The 19,949-nt window shown below is 74.6% G+C and carries 19 protein-coding genes and 1 pseudogene; 13 read left to right on the top strand and 7 right to left on the bottom strand.

Annotated features, from left to right (window positions below; genetic code table 11):
* Both ACFVX9_RS35150 and ACFVX9_RS35145 read right to left on the bottom strand, forming a co-directional pair.
* Positions 1-303: pseudogene (locus tag ACFVX9_RS35150) on the bottom strand (hypothetical protein); the annotation flags it as partial.
* A 50-nt stretch (positions 304-353) separates the two neighbouring features.
* Positions 354-2,042 carry a DUF3492 domain-containing protein gene (locus tag ACFVX9_RS35145; RefSeq protein ID WP_387985811.1) on the bottom strand — a complete coding sequence of 563 codons (1,689 nt, stop codon included), beginning with the start codon at positions 2,040-2,042 and terminating at the stop codon, positions 354-356.
* Between the two features lie 808 nt (positions 2,043-2,850).
* Between ACFVX9_RS35145 and ACFVX9_RS35140 the strand changes: the two genes are divergently transcribed.
* The 3 genes from ACFVX9_RS35140 to ACFVX9_RS35130 all read left to right on the top strand — a co-directional run bounded on the left by ACFVX9_RS35140 (position 2,851) and on the right by ACFVX9_RS35130 (position 4,329).
* A complete protein-coding gene (locus ACFVX9_RS35140) occupies positions 2,851-3,501 on the top strand; it encodes a TetR/AcrR family transcriptional regulator (RefSeq protein ID WP_063347918.1) in 651 nt (216 codons plus the stop codon).
* 141 nt (positions 3,502-3,642) lie between these two features.
* Entirely contained in the window at positions 3,643-3,870 is a 228-nt protein-coding gene (locus ACFVX9_RS35135; protein ID WP_063347919.1) for a DUF3107 domain-containing protein, read from the top strand.
* 135 nt (positions 3,871-4,005) lie between these two features.
* Positions 4,006-4,329, top strand: a complete 324-nt coding sequence (locus tag ACFVX9_RS35130) for a hypothetical protein (protein WP_380380767.1) — start codon at positions 4,006-4,008, stop codon at positions 4,327-4,329.
* Positions 4,330-4,349: 20 nt separating this feature from the next.
* Here the strand turns inward: ACFVX9_RS35130 and ACFVX9_RS35125 are convergent, their stop codons facing one another.
* On the bottom strand, positions 4,350-5,078 hold the full coding sequence (locus ACFVX9_RS35125) for a ferritin-like fold-containing protein (RefSeq protein ID WP_063347921.1): 729 nt from the start codon (positions 5,076-5,078) through the stop codon (positions 4,350-4,352).
* A gap of 706 nt (positions 5,079-5,784) precedes the next feature.
* Between ACFVX9_RS35125 and ACFVX9_RS35120 the strand changes: the two genes are divergently transcribed.
* From ACFVX9_RS35120 to ACFVX9_RS35100, 5 genes are all read left to right on the top strand, one after another.
* Entirely contained in the window at positions 5,785-7,770 is a 1,986-nt protein-coding gene (locus ACFVX9_RS35120; protein ID WP_387985806.1) for a DEAD/DEAH box helicase, read from the top strand.
* Between the two features lie 169 nt (positions 7,771-7,939).
* Complete coding sequence (locus ACFVX9_RS35115; protein WP_387985803.1) at positions 7,940-8,821, top strand: alpha/beta fold hydrolase; 882 nt, start codon at positions 7,940-7,942, stop codon at positions 8,819-8,821.
* Between the two features lie 368 nt (positions 8,822-9,189).
* On the top strand, positions 9,190-9,348 hold the full coding sequence (locus ACFVX9_RS35110) for a hypothetical protein (protein ID WP_159398440.1): 159 nt from the start codon (positions 9,190-9,192) through the stop codon (positions 9,346-9,348).
* Between the two features lie 311 nt (positions 9,349-9,659).
* Complete coding sequence (locus ACFVX9_RS35105) at positions 9,660-10,298, top strand: DUF6758 family protein (RefSeq protein ID WP_380378426.1); 639 nt, start codon at positions 9,660-9,662, stop codon at positions 10,296-10,298.
* A 71-nt stretch (positions 10,299-10,369) separates the two neighbouring features.
* Positions 10,370-11,230 (top strand): PHP domain-containing protein, encoded by an 861-nt coding sequence (locus tag ACFVX9_RS35100; protein WP_387985800.1) that lies wholly within the window; start codon positions 10,370-10,372, stop codon positions 11,228-11,230.
* Between the two features lie 74 nt (positions 11,231-11,304).
* Here ACFVX9_RS35100 and ACFVX9_RS35095 read toward each other — a convergent pair whose 3' ends face one another.
* On the bottom strand, positions 11,305-11,946 hold the full coding sequence (locus ACFVX9_RS35095; protein WP_079135643.1) for a suppressor of fused domain protein: 642 nt from the start codon (positions 11,944-11,946) through the stop codon (positions 11,305-11,307).
* 427 nt (positions 11,947-12,373) lie between these two features.
* Between ACFVX9_RS35095 and corA the strand changes: the two genes are divergently transcribed.
* Entirely contained in the window at positions 12,374-13,495 is a 1,122-nt protein-coding gene (gene corA / locus ACFVX9_RS35090; RefSeq protein ID WP_387985796.1) for a magnesium/cobalt transporter CorA, read from the top strand.
* A gap of 3 nt (positions 13,496-13,498) precedes the next feature.
* Here corA and ACFVX9_RS35085 read toward each other — a convergent pair whose 3' ends face one another.
* A complete protein-coding gene (locus tag ACFVX9_RS35085) occupies positions 13,499-14,425 on the bottom strand; it encodes a DMT family transporter (RefSeq protein ID WP_387985793.1) in 927 nt (308 codons plus the stop codon).
* A gap of 206 nt (positions 14,426-14,631) precedes the next feature.
* Between ACFVX9_RS35085 and ACFVX9_RS35080 the strand changes: the two genes are divergently transcribed.
* The 4 genes from ACFVX9_RS35080 to ACFVX9_RS35065 all read left to right on the top strand — a co-directional run bounded on the left by ACFVX9_RS35080 (position 14,632) and on the right by ACFVX9_RS35065 (position 18,465).
* Entirely contained in the window at positions 14,632-15,171 is a 540-nt protein-coding gene (locus ACFVX9_RS35080; protein ID WP_380378433.1) for a hypothetical protein, read from the top strand.
* A 129-nt stretch (positions 15,172-15,300) separates the two neighbouring features.
* Complete coding sequence (locus tag ACFVX9_RS35075) at positions 15,301-16,605, top strand: magnesium transporter MgtE N-terminal domain-containing protein (RefSeq protein ID WP_387985790.1); 1,305 nt, start codon at positions 15,301-15,303, stop codon at positions 16,603-16,605.
* Positions 16,606-16,654: 49 nt separating this feature from the next.
* On the top strand, positions 16,655-17,248 hold the full coding sequence (locus ACFVX9_RS35070) for a DUF1003 domain-containing protein (RefSeq protein ID WP_380378456.1): 594 nt from the start codon (positions 16,655-16,657) through the stop codon (positions 17,246-17,248).
* A 56-nt stretch (positions 17,249-17,304) separates the two neighbouring features.
* Positions 17,305-18,465, top strand: a complete 1,161-nt coding sequence (locus tag ACFVX9_RS35065) for an Mrp/NBP35 family ATP-binding protein (RefSeq protein WP_063347929.1) — start codon at positions 17,305-17,307, stop codon at positions 18,463-18,465.
* A gap of 70 nt (positions 18,466-18,535) precedes the next feature.
* Here the strand turns inward: ACFVX9_RS35065 and ACFVX9_RS35060 are convergent, their stop codons facing one another.
* Positions 18,536-19,213, bottom strand: a complete 678-nt coding sequence (locus tag ACFVX9_RS35060) for a hypothetical protein (protein WP_063347930.1) — start codon at positions 19,211-19,213, stop codon at positions 18,536-18,538.
* Positions 19,214-19,435: 222 nt separating this feature from the next.
* Positions 19,436-19,873, bottom strand: a complete 438-nt coding sequence (locus ACFVX9_RS35055) for a sec-independent translocase (protein ID WP_063347931.1) — start codon at positions 19,871-19,873, stop codon at positions 19,436-19,438.
* Between the last annotated feature and the right edge of the window lie 76 nt (positions 19,874-19,949).

The raw sequence follows: 19,949 nt of genomic DNA, 5'->3' as shown, positions 1-19,949 counted from the left end.
CAGCAGCACCGGCCAGCGGGCGCCGAGCGCGACCACGGCCGCGCAGGGCAGCGCGGCCAGCGCGGCGGCGGTCAGCGTCGCCCGGGTCGCGGCGGCGCACTCCCGGCCCGGCGGCGGCTCCGACGGGGGCGGGCGGCGGGGCACCCGCGCGTACAGCTCCTCGGCGAGCGAGAACAGGTCGGCGTGCCGGCAGCGCGCGGCGGCCTGCGGGCCGAGCCCGGCCTCCTCCAGTCCGGCGGCGATCTCCAGCGGGTCGACGGCCCGCTCGCACAGCGCCCGGTGCTCGGCCATCACCTCTCGCACCGGATCCCCCACCGGGCTCCCGGGGCCGCCCGGCGCCGCGCCGCCCGCCATCAGACGGCCTCCGCGAGGGCGCCGGGGCGCTCTTGCGCGCCGGCGTCGCCGCCCTCGTCCTCCGACCGCTCGGACCCGGCCGGCCCGGCGCCGTGGCGGCCGTCGGGGCCGTCCGCCGTGTCCGGGGCGCCCTGGCCGTCCGGGCCGTCCGGCGCGCGGCGGCCGTCGGCGAGCCAGTACTCGGCGGGCCGGGCGAACGGGCGCGGCGGCTCCCCCGCCGCGCCGCCGGCCCCGCCGCCGGGGAAGGCCGGGTACTGCGAGACCAGCTCCAGGTAGATCTCCCGGAAGGCGCCGATCACCGGCTCCACGGCGAAGCGTTCCTGCGCCCGCAGCCGCCCGGCCAGCCCGAGCCGGGCGCGCCGCTCCTCGTCGCGCAGCAGCGCCAGGCAGGCGCCGGCCAGCGCGCGCGGGTCCCGGGCGGGCACCAGCAGCCCGGTCGGCCCGACCACCTCGCGGGCCACCCCGACGTCGGTGGACACCACCGCCCGGCCGCTGAGCATCGCGTCCGCGAGCAGCCGGGGGCTGCGCTGGGACAGCGCGGAGAAGACGGCCAGCGTGCCGCCCTCCCAGACCTCGGCGAGCGAGCCGGGCCGCCCGGCGAAGTCCACCGCCGCGGCCAGTCCGAGCCGCTCGGCCAGCGCCGCGCAGTGCGCCCGGTAGCCGGGCGCGGCCTCCTCGCCGTGGATCACCAGCCGGGCGCGCGGCAGGTCGGCGTGCACCTGCGCGAAGGCGTGCAGCATCAGTTCGGTGTCCCGCCCCGGCTCCAGCGCGCCCGCCCACACCAGGGTCGGCGCGGCGGGCTCGGGCCCGGCCGCCGGGCGGACCACCGCGGGCGTCCCCTCGTACACCACCCGGGTGCGCGCCGGGTCGGCCCCGCAGCGGCGCTGCCACTGCTGGTCGTGGGCGCTGCCGGGGGTCAGGACGGCCGCCTGCCGGTAGGTCTCCTCGGTGAGCGCCCGGAAGTACGCCAGCAGCAGCGCCCGGACCGGCCACCGGTACGGTGCCTCGCGGTAGCCCAGGTACTGCTCGCGCAGGTGCAGGCCGTGCTCGGTGACCACGAACGGCACCCCGTGCAGGTACCGGGCGACGAGTGCGGGCAGCGCCGCGGGGCCGCCGCCGACCACGTGGCACAGGTCGGCACCGCCGAGGCCGTCGGGCCCGGTGCCGTACCAGGGCGCGGACAGCGGCCGCAGGCACTGCTCCAGCAGGTCCGCCGCGACCAGCACGTCGCGGACCAGCGGCTGCCCGGCCGAGGTCTCCGCGCCCGGCAGCCGCCAGACCCGCTCCAGGGTGCGCCGGGCGTGCGCGGAGGCGAGGAAGGCGGGCAGCGTGCCGTCCTCCCGGGCGAGGACGGCCAGCCGGTACAGCCCGGCCCCGAAGCCGGCCCGCTCCCCCGGCAGCACCAGGGCTCTGACCAGGTCCTCGTACGCCCGGGCGTACTGGCGTCTGCGCAGCGCGCCGGGCACCCGGCCGCCCGGCCGGCGCCCCCACAGCGCCAGCTCGCGTGCCCCGTGCCAGGCGGGGGACGGCCGCTCGGCGGCGCCCTGGCCGGCCTGGCCGCCTTGGCCGGTCAGCAGGTACAGCCCGAACTCGTGCTCCGGCAGGCCCGCGGCCAGCCGGTCGCACCAGCCTCCGGCGCCGCGCCGGGAATGTGGGCGGGCACCCTCGGTGAGCAGGGCGATGCGCACGGGAGACCTCCAGGGCAGAGCGGATCACGGGCGGGCGGATCACGGGCGGGCGGGATCGACGGATGGCTTGAGCGGCTTGAGTGGTCACCGGGGCGGCCCCGCACGGCGGCGGGGACGGTCCGGGGGCGAGGAGTCCGGTCGGCCGGGTACGACACCGCGACGCTCCCCCGGGGCAGGGCACCACCGAGCGGTGGTGCGGCCGTCCGGCCCGACGGTCCGGTCGCGCCCCTCCCGCGATCCGTTCCCCCGGGCGCACGCCCGTTCCGGCGGGCCGGGCCCGACCCGCCGGCCCCCTGGGTGCGGCCGCCCCCGGATTTCCCCGGCGTCCGCGGCCTCCCCCACACCTGTTCGGTCCGACAGCAGAAAGGTAGGACCGGGCCCGGGCAATCCATCGGTCACATGCCTGGTTGCCACCTGAACGAGTGAACGAGCGTGACCTCGCCCCGAACCGGGCCGTTACCGGGCGGTCCGCGCGACCGGGCGCCGGTCGCCGACCTCCCCGCTCATGACGGACGATGGGAGTGACCTTGTTCGCCGCCGCGAGGGGTCCCGGGTCCGCGATGCCCGGCCCGTGCTCCGCGCTCGGTGACACCGCCGGTGCGGTGCGTCACGAGGTTCGGATTCCGGCGGTCGGGACGGCCGTTCCGGCCCCTGTCACACCCCTGCCGACGCCGAGGTCAGCGCCGTATTGTGGGCTCCTGACAAGGAGGCCGAGGTCCTTTTCTCACTCCCGCCGAACGCGGAAGCGGTTACCGAAAAGTAGAATCGGCCCTCTTGCCAGCCCCGAACAACCGAAGTGAGGAGCGCCGTGACGGCCATCCAGGAGGCGCAGGAGCGCCCGCGCGGTGCCCGCCTGCCGCGAAGCGCCCGCCGTGAACAACTGCTCGGTGCCGCCCAGGAGGTGTTCGTCGCGCAGGGTTACCACGCGGCCGCCATGGACGACATCGCCGACCGCGCCGGGGTCAGCAAGCCGGTGCTGTACCAGCACTTCCCCGGGAAGCTGGAGCTGTACCTGGCACTGCTGGACAAGCACTGCGACGCCCTGGTCGAGTCGACCCGCGACGCACTGTCGACGACCACCGACAACAAGCTCCGGGTGGCCGCGACGATGGAGGCGTACTTCAACTACGTCTCCAGCGAGTCCGGCGCGTTCCGCCTGGTCTTCGAGTCGGACCTGACCAACGAGCCGGCCGTGCGCGAGCGGGTCGAGCGGGCCTCCGAGGCGAGCGCGACGCTGGTCAGCAAGGTGATCCAGGAGGACACCGACCTGCCCGAGGCGGAGTCCAAGCTGCTCGCCGCCGGGGTCTGCGGCCTGGCCCAGATCACCGCCCGGTACTGGCTGTCGCAGGGCCTGGACATCCCCCGCGACGAGGCGGTGCGGCTGGTCGCCAGCCTGGCCTGGCGCGGGCTGAAGGGCTTCCCGATGCACCCCGTTTCAGAGGGCGGGGAGGCCCTCTAGCAGGGGTGATCCACCGAGCTTCGCCGCCGCGGTGATCCCGTGCTCTATGGTGAAGCCGTACGGCGCGGTCGTCGCGAACGCTTGTCCCAGGCGGTCGGGGTGTCCGCGCGTGGAGGCTGCAACCCCGGAGGGACGGAAGCCGTGGAGGTCAAGATCGGCGTGCAGAACACGCCGCGCGAGATCGTGATCGAGAGCACGCAGAGTGCCGATGAGATCCAGAGCGCGATCGCCAAGGCGCTGGAGGGTTCGGAGAAGCTCTTCGCGCTGACCGACGAGCACGGCCGCCGCGTCATCGTCCCGGCCGAGCGCCTGGCGTACGTGGAGATCGGCGAGCAGGCCGCCCGCAAGGTCGGCTTCGGCACCGCCTGAGGCGTCGTCCGAGCTGCTCACCCGGTGCCCCGCTCCCCCAGGGAGCGGGGCACCGTTGCGTGTACGGCCGGGTCGGCCGGGGTACGGCGACAGTGCGGCCGCCGGCGCCGCGCGCCCGTCCCCGGGGAGGCAGTTTTGCTGGTCGAGTCGATCGCCTTCGCCCTCGTCGGCCTGGCCGCGGGCCTGGCCGCACTGCTGGCGCGGCCCGCGTACTTCCGGGCGGCCCGCACCCTGACCCTGGGCACCGCCCTGGCGACGGCGCTGCTCGGCGGGACGGTGGCGCACTTCTGCCTGGACGGGCGCTACCCGGCGGTGTCGATCGCGGCCGCCGCGCTGGCCTCGGCGGTGCTGACCACGACGCTGGCCCGGCCGGACCTCGCCGCCGGGCGGGCCCCGGCGCACCGGCACCACCCGCACCGGGCCGGTGTCCACCGCACGCGGCGCCACCGGCCGGCCTGACGCCTGGGGCCGGACAGGCCCTAGCTGGCCAGGCCCAGGGCGGCCATCCGCCGGGTGTGCGCCTCGGTGATCCGGTTGAACATCTTGCCGACCTCGACCAGGTCGAAGCCCTGCACCTGGACGCCGCCGACCAGCAGGTTGGACAGCGCGTCCCGCTCGGCGACCACCCGCTGGGCCTGGCTGAGCGCCTCGCCCATCAGCCGTCGGCCCCACAGCGCGAGCCGGCCGCCGGAGCGCGGGTCGGCCTCGATGGCCTGGCGCACCTTGTCCACCGCGAACTGGGCGTGGCCGGTGTCGGACATGACGCCGAGCACCAGGTCGCGGGTGTCGTCGTCGAGCCGGACGGCGACCTCGCGGTAGAAGTCGGTCGCGATGGCGTCGCCGACGTAGGCCTTGACCAGGCCCTCCAGCCAGTCCGAGGGCGCGGTCATCCGGTGGAACAGCTCCAGCGGCTCGACGAACGGGCGCATCGCCTCCTGCGGGTCGGCGCCGATCTCGGCGAGCCGGTCGTGCAGGCGCTGGTAGTGCTGGAACTCGGCGGAGGCCATCCGGGCCAGGGCCGCCTTGTCGGCGAGGTCCGGCGCCAGCTTGGCGTCCTCGGCGAGCCGCTCGAAGGCGCTCAGCTCGCCGTAGGCGAGTGCGCCGAGCAGATCCAGCACCGCCGCCCGGTAGCCGGGGTCGGCCGAGCACGCGGCCCAGTCCCCGATCGAGCCGGCCGCGGCGTCCTGCGTCTCACCATGGGTCTCCATGACCCGCCACCTTAGTCCCGCCGACCCGGGGGACCCACCCTGGCCGACCGTCGGCCGGTCGCCCGGGTGACCGGCCGGAACACTGCTTCCGGCCCGGGTCGGCAGGGGCAATGTCAGACGCGTCACGTGTTCGAGTCGTCGCCTGACTGTATGGTGGTACGGAGCCCCGTCGTGTTCGCACGGTGTCACCGCCGTCTCGGTGTCCCGCGCAAGCCCGCTCCGAAGCGGCACCGTCCATCCGGACGTGTCCGCACCGGAGCCACGGGTACTCACGTACGCGGATGCCCGGTCGGAGAGCCGATCGGCTCCGACCATGGCTTGGACTTCAAGCCTTGGCACCGCATCAGTGGCCGAGCGAGGGCCGCCGAGACCGCGCCCCCTGGCGAAGGTCCCGCGCAGGTCCCTCATGGGAATCCTCCCCGACGCCGCCGGCGACGCGCCCCGCACAGGGCAGCGCGCACCGGCCGGCCGCAGGGACCGGCGCGGTTGTGCGTCCGCTCAGCTGCATCAGGGCCGCCAGGCCCGTACGCAGCCGTGCGGCTGCCCGCCCGCCGCTCGCTCTCGGCCCCTTTCACACGGAAGAGGCAGCACCCTGTCCACCACCGCTGAACCCATCAAGACGACGTTCCGGGATCTGGGAATCCTCCCGGAGACCGCCGAGGCGCTCGAGTCCGTCGGCATCGTCCACCCCTTCCCCATCCAGGAGATGACCCTCCCGGTCGCGCTGACCGGCCACGACGTCATCGGCCAGGCCAAGACCGGCACCGGCAAGACCCTCGGCTTCGGCCTCCCGCTGATCGAGCGCTGCATCGTGCGCGCCGACGTGGACGCCGGCCGGGCGACCGAGGAGCAGCTCTCCGACGGCCCGCAGGCGCTCATCGTCGTCCCGACCCGCGAGCTCTGCACGCAGGTCACCAACGACCTGCAGACCGCCGGCAAGGTCCGCGACGTGCGCGTCCTGGCCGTCTACGGCGGCCGCGCGTACGAGCCGCAGGTCGAGGCGCTCGCCAAGGGCGTCGACATCGTGGTCGGCACCCCGGGCCGCCTGCTGGACCTGGCCGGGCAGAAGAAGCTGAACCTGTCCAAGGTCCGCTCGCTGGTCCTGGACGAGGCCGACGAGATGCTCGACCTCGGCTTCCTGCCGGACGTCGAGAAGATCATCACCATGCTGCCGGCCAAGCGGCAGACCCTGCTGTTCTCGGCCACCATGCCGGGTCAGGTCATCAGCCTCGCCCGCCGGTACATGAGCCAGCCCACCCACATCCGGGCCGCCGCCCCGGACGACACCGGCACCACCGTCGCCAACATCGAGCAGCACATCTTCCGCGCGCACTCGCTGGACAAGGTCGAGCTCGTCTCGCGCATCCTCCAGGCCGACGGCCGCGGACTGGCGATGATCTTCTGCCGGACCAAGCGCACCGCCGCCGACGTCGCCGACCAGCTGACCCAGCGCGGCTTCGCGGCCGGCGCCGTCCACGGCGACCTCGGCCAGGGCGCCCGCGAGCAGGCGCTGCGCGCGTTCCGCAACGGCAAGGTCGACGTGCTGGTCTGCACCGACGTCGCCGCCCGCGGCATCGACGTCGAGGGCGTCACGCACGTGGTCAACTACCAGTGCCCCGAGGACGAGAAGACCTACCTGCACCGGATCGGCCGCACCGGCCGGGCCGGCGCCTCGGGCACCGCCGTCACCCTGGTCGACTGGGACGACATCCCGCGCTGGCAGCTGATCAACAAGGCGCTGGAGCTGACCTTCAACGACCCGGAGGAGACCTACTCCACCTCGCCGCACCTGTACGAGCTGCTGAAGATCGCGCCGGGCACCAAGGGTGTGCTGCCGCGTTCGGAGCGGACCCGGGCCGGGCTCGGCGCGGAGGAGGTCGAGGACCTCGGCGAGACCGGCGGGCGCGGTGCGCGCACCGCCCGGGCCAAGGGCCCGCGCAGCGGCTCCGGCCGCACCGGCGCCCCCGAGGCCGCCGTGGCGACCGAGGAGAAGCCGCGCCGCACCCGTGAGCGCCGCCGCACCCGCGGGGGCTCCACGGTCGCCGAGGGCGAGGCCGGGAGCGTCGTCGAGGCCGCCGCGGCCCCGGCCGTCGAGGGCACCGAGGGCGAGGCGGCCCCGCGCCGCCGTCGCCGCCGTTCGCGCGGCGCCGCCGCCGGCGAGGCCGCTGTGGTGGCCGAGGCCGTCGCGGTGACCGAGGCGGCCGCGGCGGCTCCGGTCGCCGAGGCCCCGGCCGAGGTTCCGGCCGCGGTGGCCGTCGTGGCCGCCGCCGAGGCCGTCGTCGAGGCCGCCGTCGAGGCCGCCGTCGAGGAGAAGCCGGCCGCCCGCACCCGGACGCGCACCCGCAAGCCGAAGGCGGAGGCCGTCGAGGCCGTCGTCGAGGCGCCGGCCGCCGAGGCCGTCGTCGAGACCGCCGTCGAGACCGCCGTCGCGAAGAAGCCGGCCACCCGGACGCGCACCCGCAAGCCGAAGGCGGAGGCCGTCGAGGCCCCGGCCGAGGCACCGGCCGCCGAGGCCGCCGTCGCGGAGAAGCCGGCCACCCGGACGCGCACCCGCAAGAAGGCCGAGGCCGCGACCGCCCCGGCGGCTCCGGAGGCTGCGGCCGCCGACGCCGCGACCGAGGTCCCGGCCCCGCGCAAGCGCACCCGGGCCCGCAAGGCCGCCGCCGCGCCGGAGGCCACCCCGGAGAGCTGACGCACCCCGCCCCGGAGGGGGCGGGCCGGGCCCCTGGTGGTCCGGCCCGCCCCCTCCGGCGTTCCGGCGTTCCGGCGTTCCGGCGTTCCGGCGTTCCGGCGTTCCGGCGTTCCGGCGCAGGCTGGATAGGGTCGGGGTTACCGGCCAGTCGCCCGCAGGAGAGCAGCCCATGAGCACGCCGCCGTTCCTCACCCTTCCCCGCTGCGCCCGCGCGCTGCGGCTGTCGACCAGCCGCGGCGGGTTCGCCGCGCTGCGGGCCGATCCGGACGGGCCGGTGCGCGGCTCGGCACTGCTGGTGCCGGGCTTCACCGGCAGCAAGGAGGACTTCATCGCCCTGCTGGAGCCGCTGGCGGCGGCCGGCTACCGGGTGACCGCCGTCGACCAGCGCGGCCAGTACGAGACCGGCGGCCCGGACGACCCGGCCGCGTACGCCGTCGAGGCGCTCGGCGCGGACGTCCGGGCGCTCACCGAGGCCGTGGCCGCCGACGGCGGCGGCGGGCCGCCGCACCTGCTGGGGCACTCCTTCGGCGGCCAGGTGGTCCGGGAGGCGGTGCTGGCCGCAGCCGCGGACGGCCCGTCGCCGTGGCGCTCGCTGACCCTGATGTCCACCGGCCCGGGCGCGATCGATCCGGCCGAGGCGGCCCGCACCAAGCTGCTGCTGGACGTGCTGCCGGTCATGAGCCTGGAGGAGATCTGGCAGGTCATGCGGCAGATGGAGGAGGGCAGCGGGGACCAGAAGCAGCGCCCGGAGCCGGCCGTCGCGGAGTTCCTGCACCGCCGCTGGCTGGCCAACGTGCCGCTGTCGCTGAGCGTCACCGGTGGTCATCTGGTCGCCGCGCCGGACCGGGTGGCCGAACTGGCCGCCGCCACCGCCGGCCTGCCGGTGCTGGTGCTGTCCGGGGTGCGGGACTACGCCTGGCCGGTGCCGGAGCAGACCCGGATGGCGGAGCGCCTGGGGGCCCGCCGGGTGGTCGTCGAGGACGCCGGCCACTCCCCCAACGCCGAACGCCCGGCCGCCACGGCCGGGGCGCTGGCCGCGTTCTGGGCCTGAACCGGGCCGATCCGGAGAGTGGTCTGAACCACTTCTCGAAGTTCGACCGTCTTCAACACAGGACAAAAGTCGTTAGTTACGGTAATCTTTGATTCTGTCCGGGAATCATCGCCGGCCTCCGCGTCGGCGCGAATCAGCCGAAACCTGGACTTCACGGGCGGGCAACGACCCGGAAGCACCACCACGTCACCGTGGTTCACGAGGCACCAGACGCACCGGGCAAGCAGGGGGAGCCCTTGCCGCAGCAGACCGCCGCACGTACGAACCGAGCGATCCGGCCGCACCGCCGGACCCGTAGGACCCCTCAAGGGCTGGTATCCACCCAGCCTCAATCGCCCCGACCGACGGGGCAGGAACAGGAGACGCCCATGACGAAGACCATGCGCTTCGAGATCGTTCGACTGGACGACGCCAACGGCTCCGCCGCCGACCGCCTGATAGCCGACGCCGAGACCGTCCGCGAGTTCGTCCAGGCCGCCGCCCGCACCGGTGAGCGCCTGCTCATCCGCCCGTGCCCGACCGTCTGACCACGCGCGGCGCCTCCGACCGGGAGTCCTCACCCGCCGCCGACGAGCCGGGAGCGTCCGATCCGGACGTTCCGATACCCGACTGACGCCCTGTCACCGCGATCGCCGATGACGGGGCGTCAGTGTGTCCGGGCCCTGCGCCCGTCGACGTTTGCCGCCGCCCGCCACGGGACATCCCCCAACGGGAACCGCCCGTGCCGCGCCGCCCCACCCCGCGCCGAACGGGCCCCGCCACCGACAGGTGCCGCCGAGCCCTCCGTACGGGTGATCGTCCTTGACGCGGCGGTCCGGAGGGAGGAGCGTTGTCGCCTATGAGGGGCGAGCCAAGCTGCCCGAGGTGCGCCGGTCGGGTCCGCGCCCCCGGTCTGTTCTCAGACACCTGGCAGTGCGACCGGCACGGAGCCGTGCACCCGATGCAGCCCGTGCTGCCACCGAGCGTCGAAGCCCTGGGCGTCGCCGTCGCCCGCTCGCAGGTCCCCGTCTGGCTGCCCTGGCCGCTCCCGGTCGGCTGGCTCTACACCGGCATCGCCCACGTCGGCGACGACGTCTCCGGCGCCCGGGCCACCGCCGTCGCCTGCTCCGGACCGGCCCCGCTCGGCGGCTTCGGCGAGCTGGTGCTCGTCGCCGAGGAGCTGGGGGTCGGCCTCGGCGCCCGCTACGCCGGGATGCCCGGACCCGATCCGGGCGACTCCGTCGGCCTCTACAAGCCCGCCGACGCCAAGCTGCTGGCCGCCGGCCGGCCCACCCCGATGTTCCACATCCCGGACGCCCCGGCCGACCGCGCGGTGTTCGCCGGCGAGGCCCGCGGCCTCTGGCTCTGGGCGGTCGCCTGGCCCGAGCAGTCCGCCCTGGTGATGTACGACGAACTCGTCCTCACCGACCTGCGCGAGGCCGGCGCCGAACTGGACCTGCTCCCCTGCGGGGCCCTCTCCCCCCGCCTGCTGGGATAAGTCCCGTCCGGCCGGGGCCTGGCGCCCTGTCCTATCCTGGGCGGCACCCCGAGCCCCCAGGAGTCCGCCCCGTGCGCATCGACCTGCACGCCCACAGCAACGCCTCCGACGGCACCGACAGCCCGGCCGAACTGGTCGCGGCGGCCGTGGCCGCGGGCCTCGACGTCGTGGCGCTCACCGACCACGACACCGTCGCGGGCCACGCCGAGGCCGCCGGGGCGGTGCGTGCGCTGCCGGACGGCAGCCGGCTGACCGTCGTCCCGGGCGCCGAACTGTCCTGCGTGGTGGGCGGCGTCAGCATGCACCTGCTGGCGTACCTGTTCGACCCGGACGAGCCGGAGTTCGCGCGCGAGCGGGAGCTGGTGCGCACCGACCGGTTCCGGCGCGGGCGGGCGGTCGTCGAGCGTTGCCGCGAACTCGGCGCGGACATCAGCTGGGAGCAGGTGCAGCGGATCGCCGGGGCCGGCTCGGTCGGGCGCCCGCACATCGCCAGCGCGCTGGTCGAGGCGGGCGTGGTGGCCACCGTCTCGGACGCCTTCACCGCCGAGTGGCTGGCCAACGGCGCCCGGGCAGACGTCCGCAAGCACGAGACCGACCCGATCGAGGCGGTCCGGCTGGTCCGGGCCGCCGGCGGGGTGCCGGTGTTCGCCCACCCCGGCGCGGTCAAGCGCGGGCGGACCGTCCCGGACCAGGTGATCGCCGACCTCGCGGCGGCCGGGCTGGCGGCGCTGGAGGTCGACCACACCGACCACGACGAGGAGACCCGGGTGCGGCTGCGCGGCCTGGCCGGCGAACTGGGGCTGCTGGTCACCGGCTCCAGCGACTACCACGGCAGCCGCAAGACCGTCCGGCTCGGCGAGCACACCACCGATCCCGCGGTGTACGAGGCGCTGCTGGCGCAGGCCACCGGCGCGAAGCCGATCGGCGGCTGAGGGCCGCACGCCGGGGTGCGGGGGCGCGGCGGGAGCGCGGGGCCAGGACGGGAGGCCCGCGGCCTGAGCCCCGGTCAGTCCAGCCGGACACCGCGGCGGTCCGGGTCGCGCAGGTCGGCACCCTGGTCCAGCCAGCGCTCCTGGAGCGCGGCCGCGCCGTGCACCCGCTTCCAGCCGGCCTCGTTGGGCGTCATCGGCAGCAGCGGCAGGAAGCGGACCGGGTCGGCCGGCTCGTCCAGCTCCAGGTCCGGCACCAGGCCGCCCGGCTCGGCGGCCAGCACCGAGGTGAACGGCGCGCCGTCCCACAGCGGGGCGCCGAGGTCCAGCGAGCCGCCGGGGGCCACCACCAGTCCCTCGACCTGCGGGGTCGCGGCCAGGGTGGCCAGGCTGCGCAGCACGCTGTCGCGCCCGCCGCGGACGGTCAGCACCAGTTCGGCGCGCGGGCCGCGCAGTTGGTCGGCCACCGGTGCGGTCGGGTCGGCCATCGGCGCGGCGGCCATGCCGAGCGTCGCGTACCGGACCAGGCCGTCGGCGTCCGGGCCGAAGCGCAGCACCTCGATCCGGTCGGTGCCGAGGAAGGTGACCGCGGCGCGGCCGCTCGGCTCGCCGAAGGTGGTGATCAGCCGGGCCTCGACGGCGGCCAGCACCGCCTCCCGGGAGAGCGCCGGGGAGCTGCCGCCGTGGGGTTCGCCGAAGAGCGGGAAGTCGTGCGCCATGCCGGTGAGCGTAACCCCCGGGGGCGGGCCGGCCGTGTGCGGGCGGCCCGGGCAAAGCCTCGGGAAAGCCCGGGGCGCCGATGGTCGGTCAGATGTTAGGGTGAGCGACTGGCCACCGGAAATCCTCAGGTTCCCGGGGCGGCGGCACGAAGGAGGTGGTTGCGGTGGATACCGGCCGACCATGCAGTACCGGCAGCTCTACCCGGCCCCGACTTCCCCGTACCCCTCGCCACGCAGGCTGAACCGGCTGAACCAGCCGAGGTAGCCCGGGCAGGCCGGACGCGGACGAACCGGCCGGGAGAGCACCCTCACCCCCCTTCACCGGTGTTCTTCGCCGTCGCACCACGGCCGCCCGCTCCTCCCCCGCCTTCCGACCGGGGGGACCCCTACGCCGCTGTGCGGCGGCTCCTGTTCCAGGGAGCCTGCCATGTCGATGATCAACAGCCTGCGCGCCGCCGTCCGCACCAACCGCCGCCGCTCCGCGGTCGGCGCGTACGACGCCGTCCCGGCGGGCGCCGGCTCGGCGGTCGTCGACTGCGCGGTGTACCAGCACGGCAAGCGCCACGGCGAGACCTGCAGCCCCCGCGAGGCCGCCCGCCGGATCAAGGCCGCGCACCAACTCCCGGACGGGGAGGGCTCGTTCAGCTGGATCGGGCTGCACGAGCCGACCGAGGCCGAGTTCGAGGGCATCGCCCAGCGCTTCGGCCTGCACCCGCTCGCGGTCGAGGACGCGGTGCACGCGCACCAGCGGCCCAAGGTCGAGCGCTACGACGACGTGCTGTTCGCCGTTTTCAAGACCATCCGCTACGTCGAGCACGACCAGCTCACCCCGACCAGCGAGGTGGTGGAGACCGGCGAGCTGATGGTCTTCGCCGGGCGGGACTTCGTGATCACCGTCCGGCACGGCGGCCACGGCTCGCTGCAGGAGCTGCGGCACCGGCTGGAGGCCGACGCGGACGAGTCCGGACTGCTCGCCAAGGGCCCGTCCGCGGTGCTGCACGCGATCGCCGACCACGTCGTGGACAACTACCTGCTGGTCTCCGAGCGGCTGCAGAACGACGTGGACGAGATCGAGTACGGCGTCTTCTCGGCCAAGGGCGGGCGCAGCGCCGACGTCGGCCGGGTGTACCAACTCAAGCGCGAGGTACTGGAGTTCAAGCGGGCCGTGGTGCCGCTGCTGCGCCCGATGCAGCAGTTGTCCGAGCCGCTGCAGCGCCTCGTCGACCCGGACATCCAGAAGTACTTCCGGGACGTCGCCGACCACCTGGCCCGGGTCACCGAGCAGGTGCACGGCTTCGACGAACTGCTGAACTCGCTGCTCCAGGCCAACCTGGCGCAGGTCTCGGTGGCGCAGAACGAGGACATGCGCAAGATCACCGCCTGGGCGGCGATCTTCGCCGTGCCCACCATGATCACCGGCGTGTACGGCATGAACTTCGAGTACATGCCCGAGCTGCACCACAAGTACGGCTATCCGATGGTGCTCGGCGCCATCATGCTGATCTGCGTCGGGATGTACCGGGGCTTTCGCCGCAACGGCTGGCTGTAGCCACTACCGCCGGCCGCCACGGGCGACCAGGACCAGGCCCACCAGGATCAGCACCACCGCCGGATACGCCGCCACCGGGGGCCACTGGCCGAGCCAGAGGGCGGCGATCAGGGTCGCGCCCGGCGTCTCCAGCAGGATCGCGGTGGAGGTGATCGACGGGCCGAGGCTGCGCACCACGCGGTTGCTCAGCGAGTGGCCGAGCAGTTGGGCGGCGACCATCAGCAGCACGATCTGCCACCACACCCCGGCCGGCCAGCCGGCCAGCGGCGTCCCCGCGACCAGGCAGATCGCCAGCAGGCCCACCGCGGTGGTGGCGTAGCAGACCAGCGTGTACGCGGTGGTGCTGACGGTCTTGCGGACCTCCGCGCCCAGCAGCATGTACCCGGCGGCGGCCAGGCCCGCGCCGAGGGCGAGCGCGTCGCCGAGCAGCGCGCGCGGGGAGAGCGAGAGGTCGACGCCGGTCAGCACCAGCACGCCGGCGAAGGCCACGCCCGTACCGAGCCAGACCATCCGGGGGGCGCGGACGCCGAGCAGTCGCATCAGCAGGATGGTCCACAGCGGGGTGGTGGTGACCAGGGCGGTCGCCGAGGCCACCGAGGTCATCCGCAGGCTGGGCATCCAGAGCGCGAAGTGCACGGCGAGCAGTACGCCCGCCGCGATCGCGAGCAGCAGCGCCCGCCGGCCGATCCCGCGCAGTTCGGCGCGGTGGCGCAGCAGCGCGTACGGGCCGAGGACGCCGACCGACATGACGTTGCGCCAGAACGCGATCGCCAGCGCGGGCGCGGCGGTGGCGCTGATCAGCGGGCCGGACAGCGAGATGCCGGCGATGGAGACGGCGAGCAGCAGCAGGTCGGCGGTGGGGAGCGGGTGCGCCGGCTCGGTGGCGGTGGCGGCTGGTGCGGGTGCGGTCGCGGGCCGGGCGGCGGGCACGGCGCTCCTCTGCTGGTCACGTGGGCTGGGGCGAGGCGGGGGCCGGACTGAACCGGGCCGGGCTGAACCGGGCTGGGGCTGGACCGGGCCGGGCTGGACCAGGCCGGGGCTGGGCGCTCCTACGGTAAGGCCCGTGGCTAGCCGATGGAACTGTCGCCCGACGGTTGAGACAACTCGTGGACGGCGGAGGTCGTACGCTGGGCGCCATGGACCGTACGCCCGCCGCCGCGACCGCCGACGACTTCCTCGACCAGGCCCTGCTGGAGGAGGCCGCGAAGAAGTCCGGCCTCCTCTGGGTCCGCGCGGACGGCCAGGAGCAGGCCCGCCCGCTCTGGCACGCCTGGCACGACGGCGCCGTGGTGGTGGTCGGCGAGGGCGGCGAGCAGCCGCTGCACGGCCTGACCGCCGGAGCCGGCGCGGTGGTGACCGTCCGCAGCAAGGACAAGGGCGGCCGGCTGACCGGCTGGAGCGCCCGGGTCTCGGAGCTGGCCCCGGGCGGCGAGGCCTGGCTGGGCGCCGTCGAGGAGCTCAAGGGCAAGCGGCTGAACGCGCCCGACACCGACACCATCACCGACCGCTGGGCCCGCGAGTGCCGGGTGCTGCGCCTGGAGCCCGCCGGTGCGCTGACCGAGCGTCCGGGCGCGATGCCGGACGGCTCGCACGCCGCCCAGCCGATGCCCACCGCGGCCACCACCCGCCGCCCCGTCCCGGCCGGTCTGCCCAAACTGCTGTTCAAGCGCCGCTAAAGATTCACGCCCGGGACTCCTCGGCTGTGTACCGTGCCTCGTCGGGCCGGGCTCGCGACACGCGGGTAGCCTTGCCCGCAGGTGCGCCCCGGCGTACCCGGCACGGCGTCGAACGAGTCGAGGGAGTTCATGGCAGGGCCAGGTACCCGGGTCTTCATCTCCCACCTCTCCGCCCTCGCCGTCTTCGACCCGAACGGCGACCAGGTCGGCCGGGTCCGTGACGTCGTCGTCTCGCTGCGGCTCGGCGGCCGCCCGCCGCGGGTCCTGGGTCTGGTGGTCGAGGTGGTCGGCCGGCGCCGGATCTTCCTGCCGATGACCCGGGTGACCAGCCTGGAGTCCGGCCAGGTGCTCGCCACCGGCGTGATCAACCTGCGGCGCTTCGAGCAGCGCCCGTCCGAGACCCTGGTGCTCGCCGAGCTGCTGGACCGCACCGTCACCTGGTCCAAGACCGGTGAGGACGTCACCGTGCTGGACGTCGGGATGGTGCAGACCCGGATACGCGAGTGGGAGATCAGCAAGGTCTTCGTCCAGGTCGGCCGGGCCGGCCGGCTGCGCAAGGGCAAGGGCGAGCGGCTCACCCTGGACTGGCAGGACGTCACCGGCTTCACGCTGCCCGAGCAGGACCAGGGCGCCGCCAACCTGCTCGCCACCTTCGACCAGCTGCGCGCCGCCGACCTCGCCAGCGTCATGCACCACCTGTCCGCCAAGCGCCGCGCCGAGGTGGCCGCCGCGCTCGACGACGAGCGGCTCGCCGACGTCCTGGAGGAGCTGCCCGAGGACGACCAGGTCGAGATCATCGGCAAGCTCAAGGGCGAACGCGCCGCCGACGTCCTGGAGGCGATGGACCCGGACGACGCCGCCGACCTGCTCTCCGAACTGCCCGCCGACGAGGCCGAGCGGCTGCTCCAGCTGATGGAGCCGGAGGAGGCCGAGCCCGTCCGCCGCCTGCTGTCGTACGAGGAGAACACCGCCGGCGGTCTGATGACCACCGAGCCGGTCGTGCTGGAGCCGGACGCGACCGTGGCCGAGGCGCTCGCCCGCATCCGGGTCTCCGACCACAAGCCCGCGCTCGCCGCGCAGGTGTACGTCTGCCGGCCGCCGAACGAGACCCCGACCGGCAAGTACCTGGGCACCGTGCACTTCCAGCGGCTGCTGCGCGAGCCGCCGTACGTGCTGGTCGGCTCGCTGGTCGACGACGACCTGGACCCGCTGCCGCCGGACACCCCGCTGTCGCTGATCACCAGCTATCTGGCGACCTACAACCTGGTGTCCGCGCCGGTCGTCGACGAGGCCGACCACCTGCTCGGCGCGGTGACCGTCGACGACGTGCTCGACCACCTGCTGCCGGAGGACTGGCGCGAGTCCGTCCTGCACGGCCACGACGACACGGACGACACGGACGGCACGAGGGAAGAGGTGCACGGTGGACGCTGACCGCAAGGGGCGGCGGGACGAGTCCCCCCGCCAACGCATCCAGAGCGAACTGCGGGAACTGCGCCAGCTGCGCGAACTGCGCGGCCGGGAGGGCGGCCGGGAGCGGCGCGCCGAGATCTCCGTGGCCGGCCCGGCCCGCACCCGGCTCGACCAGCCCCGCACCGCCCGGCCCGGGCTGATCTCGCTGCCCGCCTACGACCCGGAGGCGTTCGGCAAGCTCTCCGAACGGATCGCGCGGTTCCTGGGCACCGGCCGCTTCATCGTCTGGATGACGGTGGTGATCATCATCTGGGTGGCCTGGAACACCCTGCTGCCGGACAACGTGCGCTTCGACAGCTACCCCTTCATCTTCCTCACCCTGGTGCTGTCCCTCCAGGCCTCCTACGCGGCCCCGCTGATCCTGCTCGCGCAGAACCGCCAGGACAACCGGGACCGGGTCAACATGGAGCAGGACCGGGCCCGCAGCGACCGCAACATCGCGGACACCGAGTACCTGACCCGCGAGGTCGCGGCCCTGCGGCACGGTCTCGGCGAGGTCGCCACCAGGGCCTTCATCGCCTCGGAGCTGGGCAGTATCCGCTCCGAACTCCAGTCCCTGCTCAAGGAGATCGAGGAACGCCGGGAGCCCTCCGGGACGCTGTGACCGGCGGCACGCTACCGGCGGGTTAGGGGATCCCCCGAGCGCCGTACCATCAAGGCATGGCCAACGAGACAGAGGTCGCGGCCGGCGTCACGGAGGAGTCCGTACGCCAGGCGCTGGCGACCGTCAACGACCCGGAGATCAACCGCCCGATCACCGAGATCGGCATGGTGAAATCGGTCGGGATCGCCGAGGACGGCGCGGTGCGCGTCGCGGTCTACCTGACCGTCTCCGGCTGCCCGATGCGCGACACCATCGTCACCCGGGTCCGCGAAGCGGTCGGCCGCGTGCCCGGTGTGACCGGCGTCGAGGTCGAGCTCGACGTGATGAGCGACGAGCAGCGCAAGGAGCTCTCCCAGCTGCTGCGCGGCGGCGCCCCCGAGCGGGAGATCCCGTTCGCCAAGCCGGGCACGCTGACCCGGGTCTACGCCGTCGCCTCCGGCAAGGGCGGCGTCGGCAAGTCCTCCGTCACGGTCAACCTGGCCGCCGCGATGGCCGCCGACGGCCTGAAGGTCGCCGTCGTGGACGCCGACATCTACGGCCACAGCGTGCCCCGCATGCTCGGCGTCGAGGGCCGGCCCACCCAGGTCCAGGACATGATCATGCCGCCGCAGTCGCACGGCGTGAAGGTCATCTCGATCGGCATGTTCACCCCGGGCAACGCCCCGGTGGTCTGGCGCGGCCCGATGCTGCACCGCGCGCTCCAGCAGTTCCTCGCCGACGTCTACTGGGGCGACCTGGACGTCCTGCTGCTGGACCTGCCGCCCGGCACCGGCGACATCGCGATCTCGGTGGCCCAGCTGGTCCCCAACGCGGAGATCCTGATCGTCACCACCCCGCAGATGGCCGCCGCCGAGGTGGCCGAGCGGGCCGGCACCATCGCGGTGCAGACCCACCAGAAGATCGTCGGCGTGATCGAGAACATGTCCGGCATGCCGTGCCCGCACTGCGACGAGATGATCGACGTCTTCGGCACCGGCGGCGGCCAGACCGTCGCGGACGCGCTCACCCGCACCGTCGGCGCGACCGTCCCGGTGCTCGGCTCGATCCCGATCGACGTGCGCCTGCGCGAGGGCGGCGACGACGGCCGCCCGGTCGTGCTCGCCGCCCCCGACTCCCCGGCCGGCGCCGCCCTGCGCGCCGTCGCCGGCAAGCTCGGCGGCCGCCAGCGCGGCCTCTCCGGGCTCTCCCTCGGGCTGACCCCGAAGAACAAGTTCTGACGACGCGTCGCCGAAGGGGCCGGGTGGTTCGACCACCCGGCCCCTTCGGCGTGCTCGGCGTCCTCGCGCCCTACGGGCGGGTGTAGGCGGTCAGGTCGGGGGCGGTGGCGAAGCCGGCGCCGTAGGCGCTGACGCCGCGGCCGTAGGCACCGAGCAGGACGCCGGGGGCCTCGCCGGCGAGCACCCAGCCGTACTCGGACTCGCGGTAGCGGAAGGGCTGCGGCAGGCCGTTCACCGGGAGGCTGAGGGTGGACCAGCCGGGGCCGGCCAGGTCGTCGGCGAGGTCCCACGCGAGGGTGCTCTGCTGGTCCAGCCAGTCCTGGCGCAGCGCGCGGTCGAGCTGGCCGGGCCAGGTCGAGGCGAGCAGGCCCGAGCCGGCCAGCCAGGCGGCGGAGGAGGCGGAGGTCGCCTCCAGGGTGCCGGTGTTGTCGGCGCTGCGGCGGCTGTCCCGGCGGGCCACCGTGACCACGACCGCGAACCTGCGCATGTCGCGCGGCTCGTACTGCCTGGCCGGCTCCTCGCCGTGGCCGAGGCTGCCGTAGTCGACGCTGCCGGGCGCCCCGGCCCGGGGGCCTCCGGCGCCGGCCTGCATCAGGTAGCGGCGGCCGGTCCAGCCGTCGTCCAGGCCGTACCAGGGGAAGTCGGCGGACAGGTAGGGCACCAGCGGGTCCGCCGGGCCGGCCTGTCCGCCGACCACCGGTCCGCCGGCCGTGGCCGTCGTCCCCACCGCCTGACTCGTCGCGTCCATCCCCGGGCCTCCTCAAACACACGTTTGCCTGCCGTGGCGCGCTCCCATCGTGGCGTACCGCGGCGTTCCCGGGAGCCGTTCCTGGTCCGCGACAGCGCGGAATGTGACGGACGGCTCAGCGGGAACAATCAGCACAATAGCGGCGCACACGCCGCCGCCCCGCTCAGCCGGGCGGCCGGGCGGGGCGGTGGCGTGGTCGTACGGGGCGTGACCGGGGGCCGGTCAGGTCGCGTCGGGGTCGAACGGGGGCCGCTCGCCGGGCTGCAACGGCGCCCCGGTGGAGGCCGCCACCGGGGCGGCGGCCTTCTCGAAGCTGACGCTGCCGTTGCGGCCGTTCACCGGCGCCGCCGGCTTGTCGTCCAGGACGGAGCGGATGTCGAGCGAGTCCTTCATCTCCTTGAGGCCCAGCGGGTCCTCTTCGTCGCCCAGGAGCTGCTTGCGGACGAAGGTCTTGGGGTTCAGGTCCTCGAACTCGAAGTCCTTGAACTCGGGGCCCAGCTCGCTGCGGATGTCCTCCTTCGCGTTGTCGGCGAAGGAACGGACCTTCCGGATGAAGCCCATGGTGTCCTGGATCAGCTTCGGGAGCTTGTCGGGGCCGAAGATGATGATCGCCATCACGGCCAGGGTCAGGATCTCCAGCCCGCCTACATCGCTGAACACCTAAGCTCCCTAGCTCGTCGGACGACGGTCCCTACAGGGTAATGGCCATCGGCGGGTCCATGGTCCACGCTGCGAT

The sequence above is a fragment of the Kitasatospora sp. NPDC058243 genome, assembly GCF_042882025.1.
GTDB lineage: Bacteria > Actinomycetota > Actinomycetes > Streptomycetales > Streptomycetaceae > Kitasatospora.
The sequence above is the reverse complement of the archived record's forward strand: the minus strand, read 5'-3'. Positions and strand labels throughout refer to the sequence as shown.

What these genes read in the sequence shown, in the direction of transcription:
- ACFVX9_RS35120 (WP_387985806.1), top strand. Translation starts at nt 5,785, where the DNA reads ATGACCCTCCCGGTCGCGCTGACCGGCCACGACGTCATCGGCCAGGCC.
- ACFVX9_RS35080 (WP_380378433.1), top strand. Translation starts at nt 14,632, where the DNA reads ATGGACCGTACGCCCGCCGCCGCGACCGCCGACGACTTCCTCGACCAG.
- ACFVX9_RS35125 (WP_063347921.1), bottom strand. Translation starts at nt 5,078, where the DNA reads ATGGAGACCCATGGTGAGACGCAGGACGCCGCGGCCGGCTCGATCGGG.
- corA (WP_387985796.1), top strand. Translation starts at nt 12,374, where the DNA reads ATGTCGATGATCAACAGCCTGCGCGCCGCCGTCCGCACCAACCGCCGC.
- ACFVX9_RS35095 (WP_079135643.1), bottom strand. Translation starts at nt 11,946, where the DNA reads ATGGCGCACGACTTCCCGCTCTTCGGCGAACCCCACGGCGGCAGCTCC.
- ACFVX9_RS35110 (WP_159398440.1), top strand. Translation starts at nt 9,190, where the DNA reads ATGACGAAGACCATGCGCTTCGAGATCGTTCGACTGGACGACGCCAAC.
- ACFVX9_RS35075 (WP_387985790.1), top strand. Translation starts at nt 15,301, where the DNA reads ATGGCAGGGCCAGGTACCCGGGTCTTCATCTCCCACCTCTCCGCCCTC.
- ACFVX9_RS35065 (WP_063347929.1), top strand. Translation starts at nt 17,305, where the DNA reads ATGGCCAACGAGACAGAGGTCGCGGCCGGCGTCACGGAGGAGTCCGTA.
- ACFVX9_RS35105 (WP_380378426.1), top strand. Translation starts at nt 9,660, where the DNA reads ATGAGGGGCGAGCCAAGCTGCCCGAGGTGCGCCGGTCGGGTCCGCGCC.
- ACFVX9_RS35115 (WP_387985803.1), top strand. Translation starts at nt 7,940, where the DNA reads ATGAGCACGCCGCCGTTCCTCACCCTTCCCCGCTGCGCCCGCGCGCTG.
- ACFVX9_RS35060 (WP_063347930.1), bottom strand. Translation starts at nt 19,213, where the DNA reads ATGGACGCGACGAGTCAGGCGGTGGGGACGACGGCCACGGCCGGCGGA.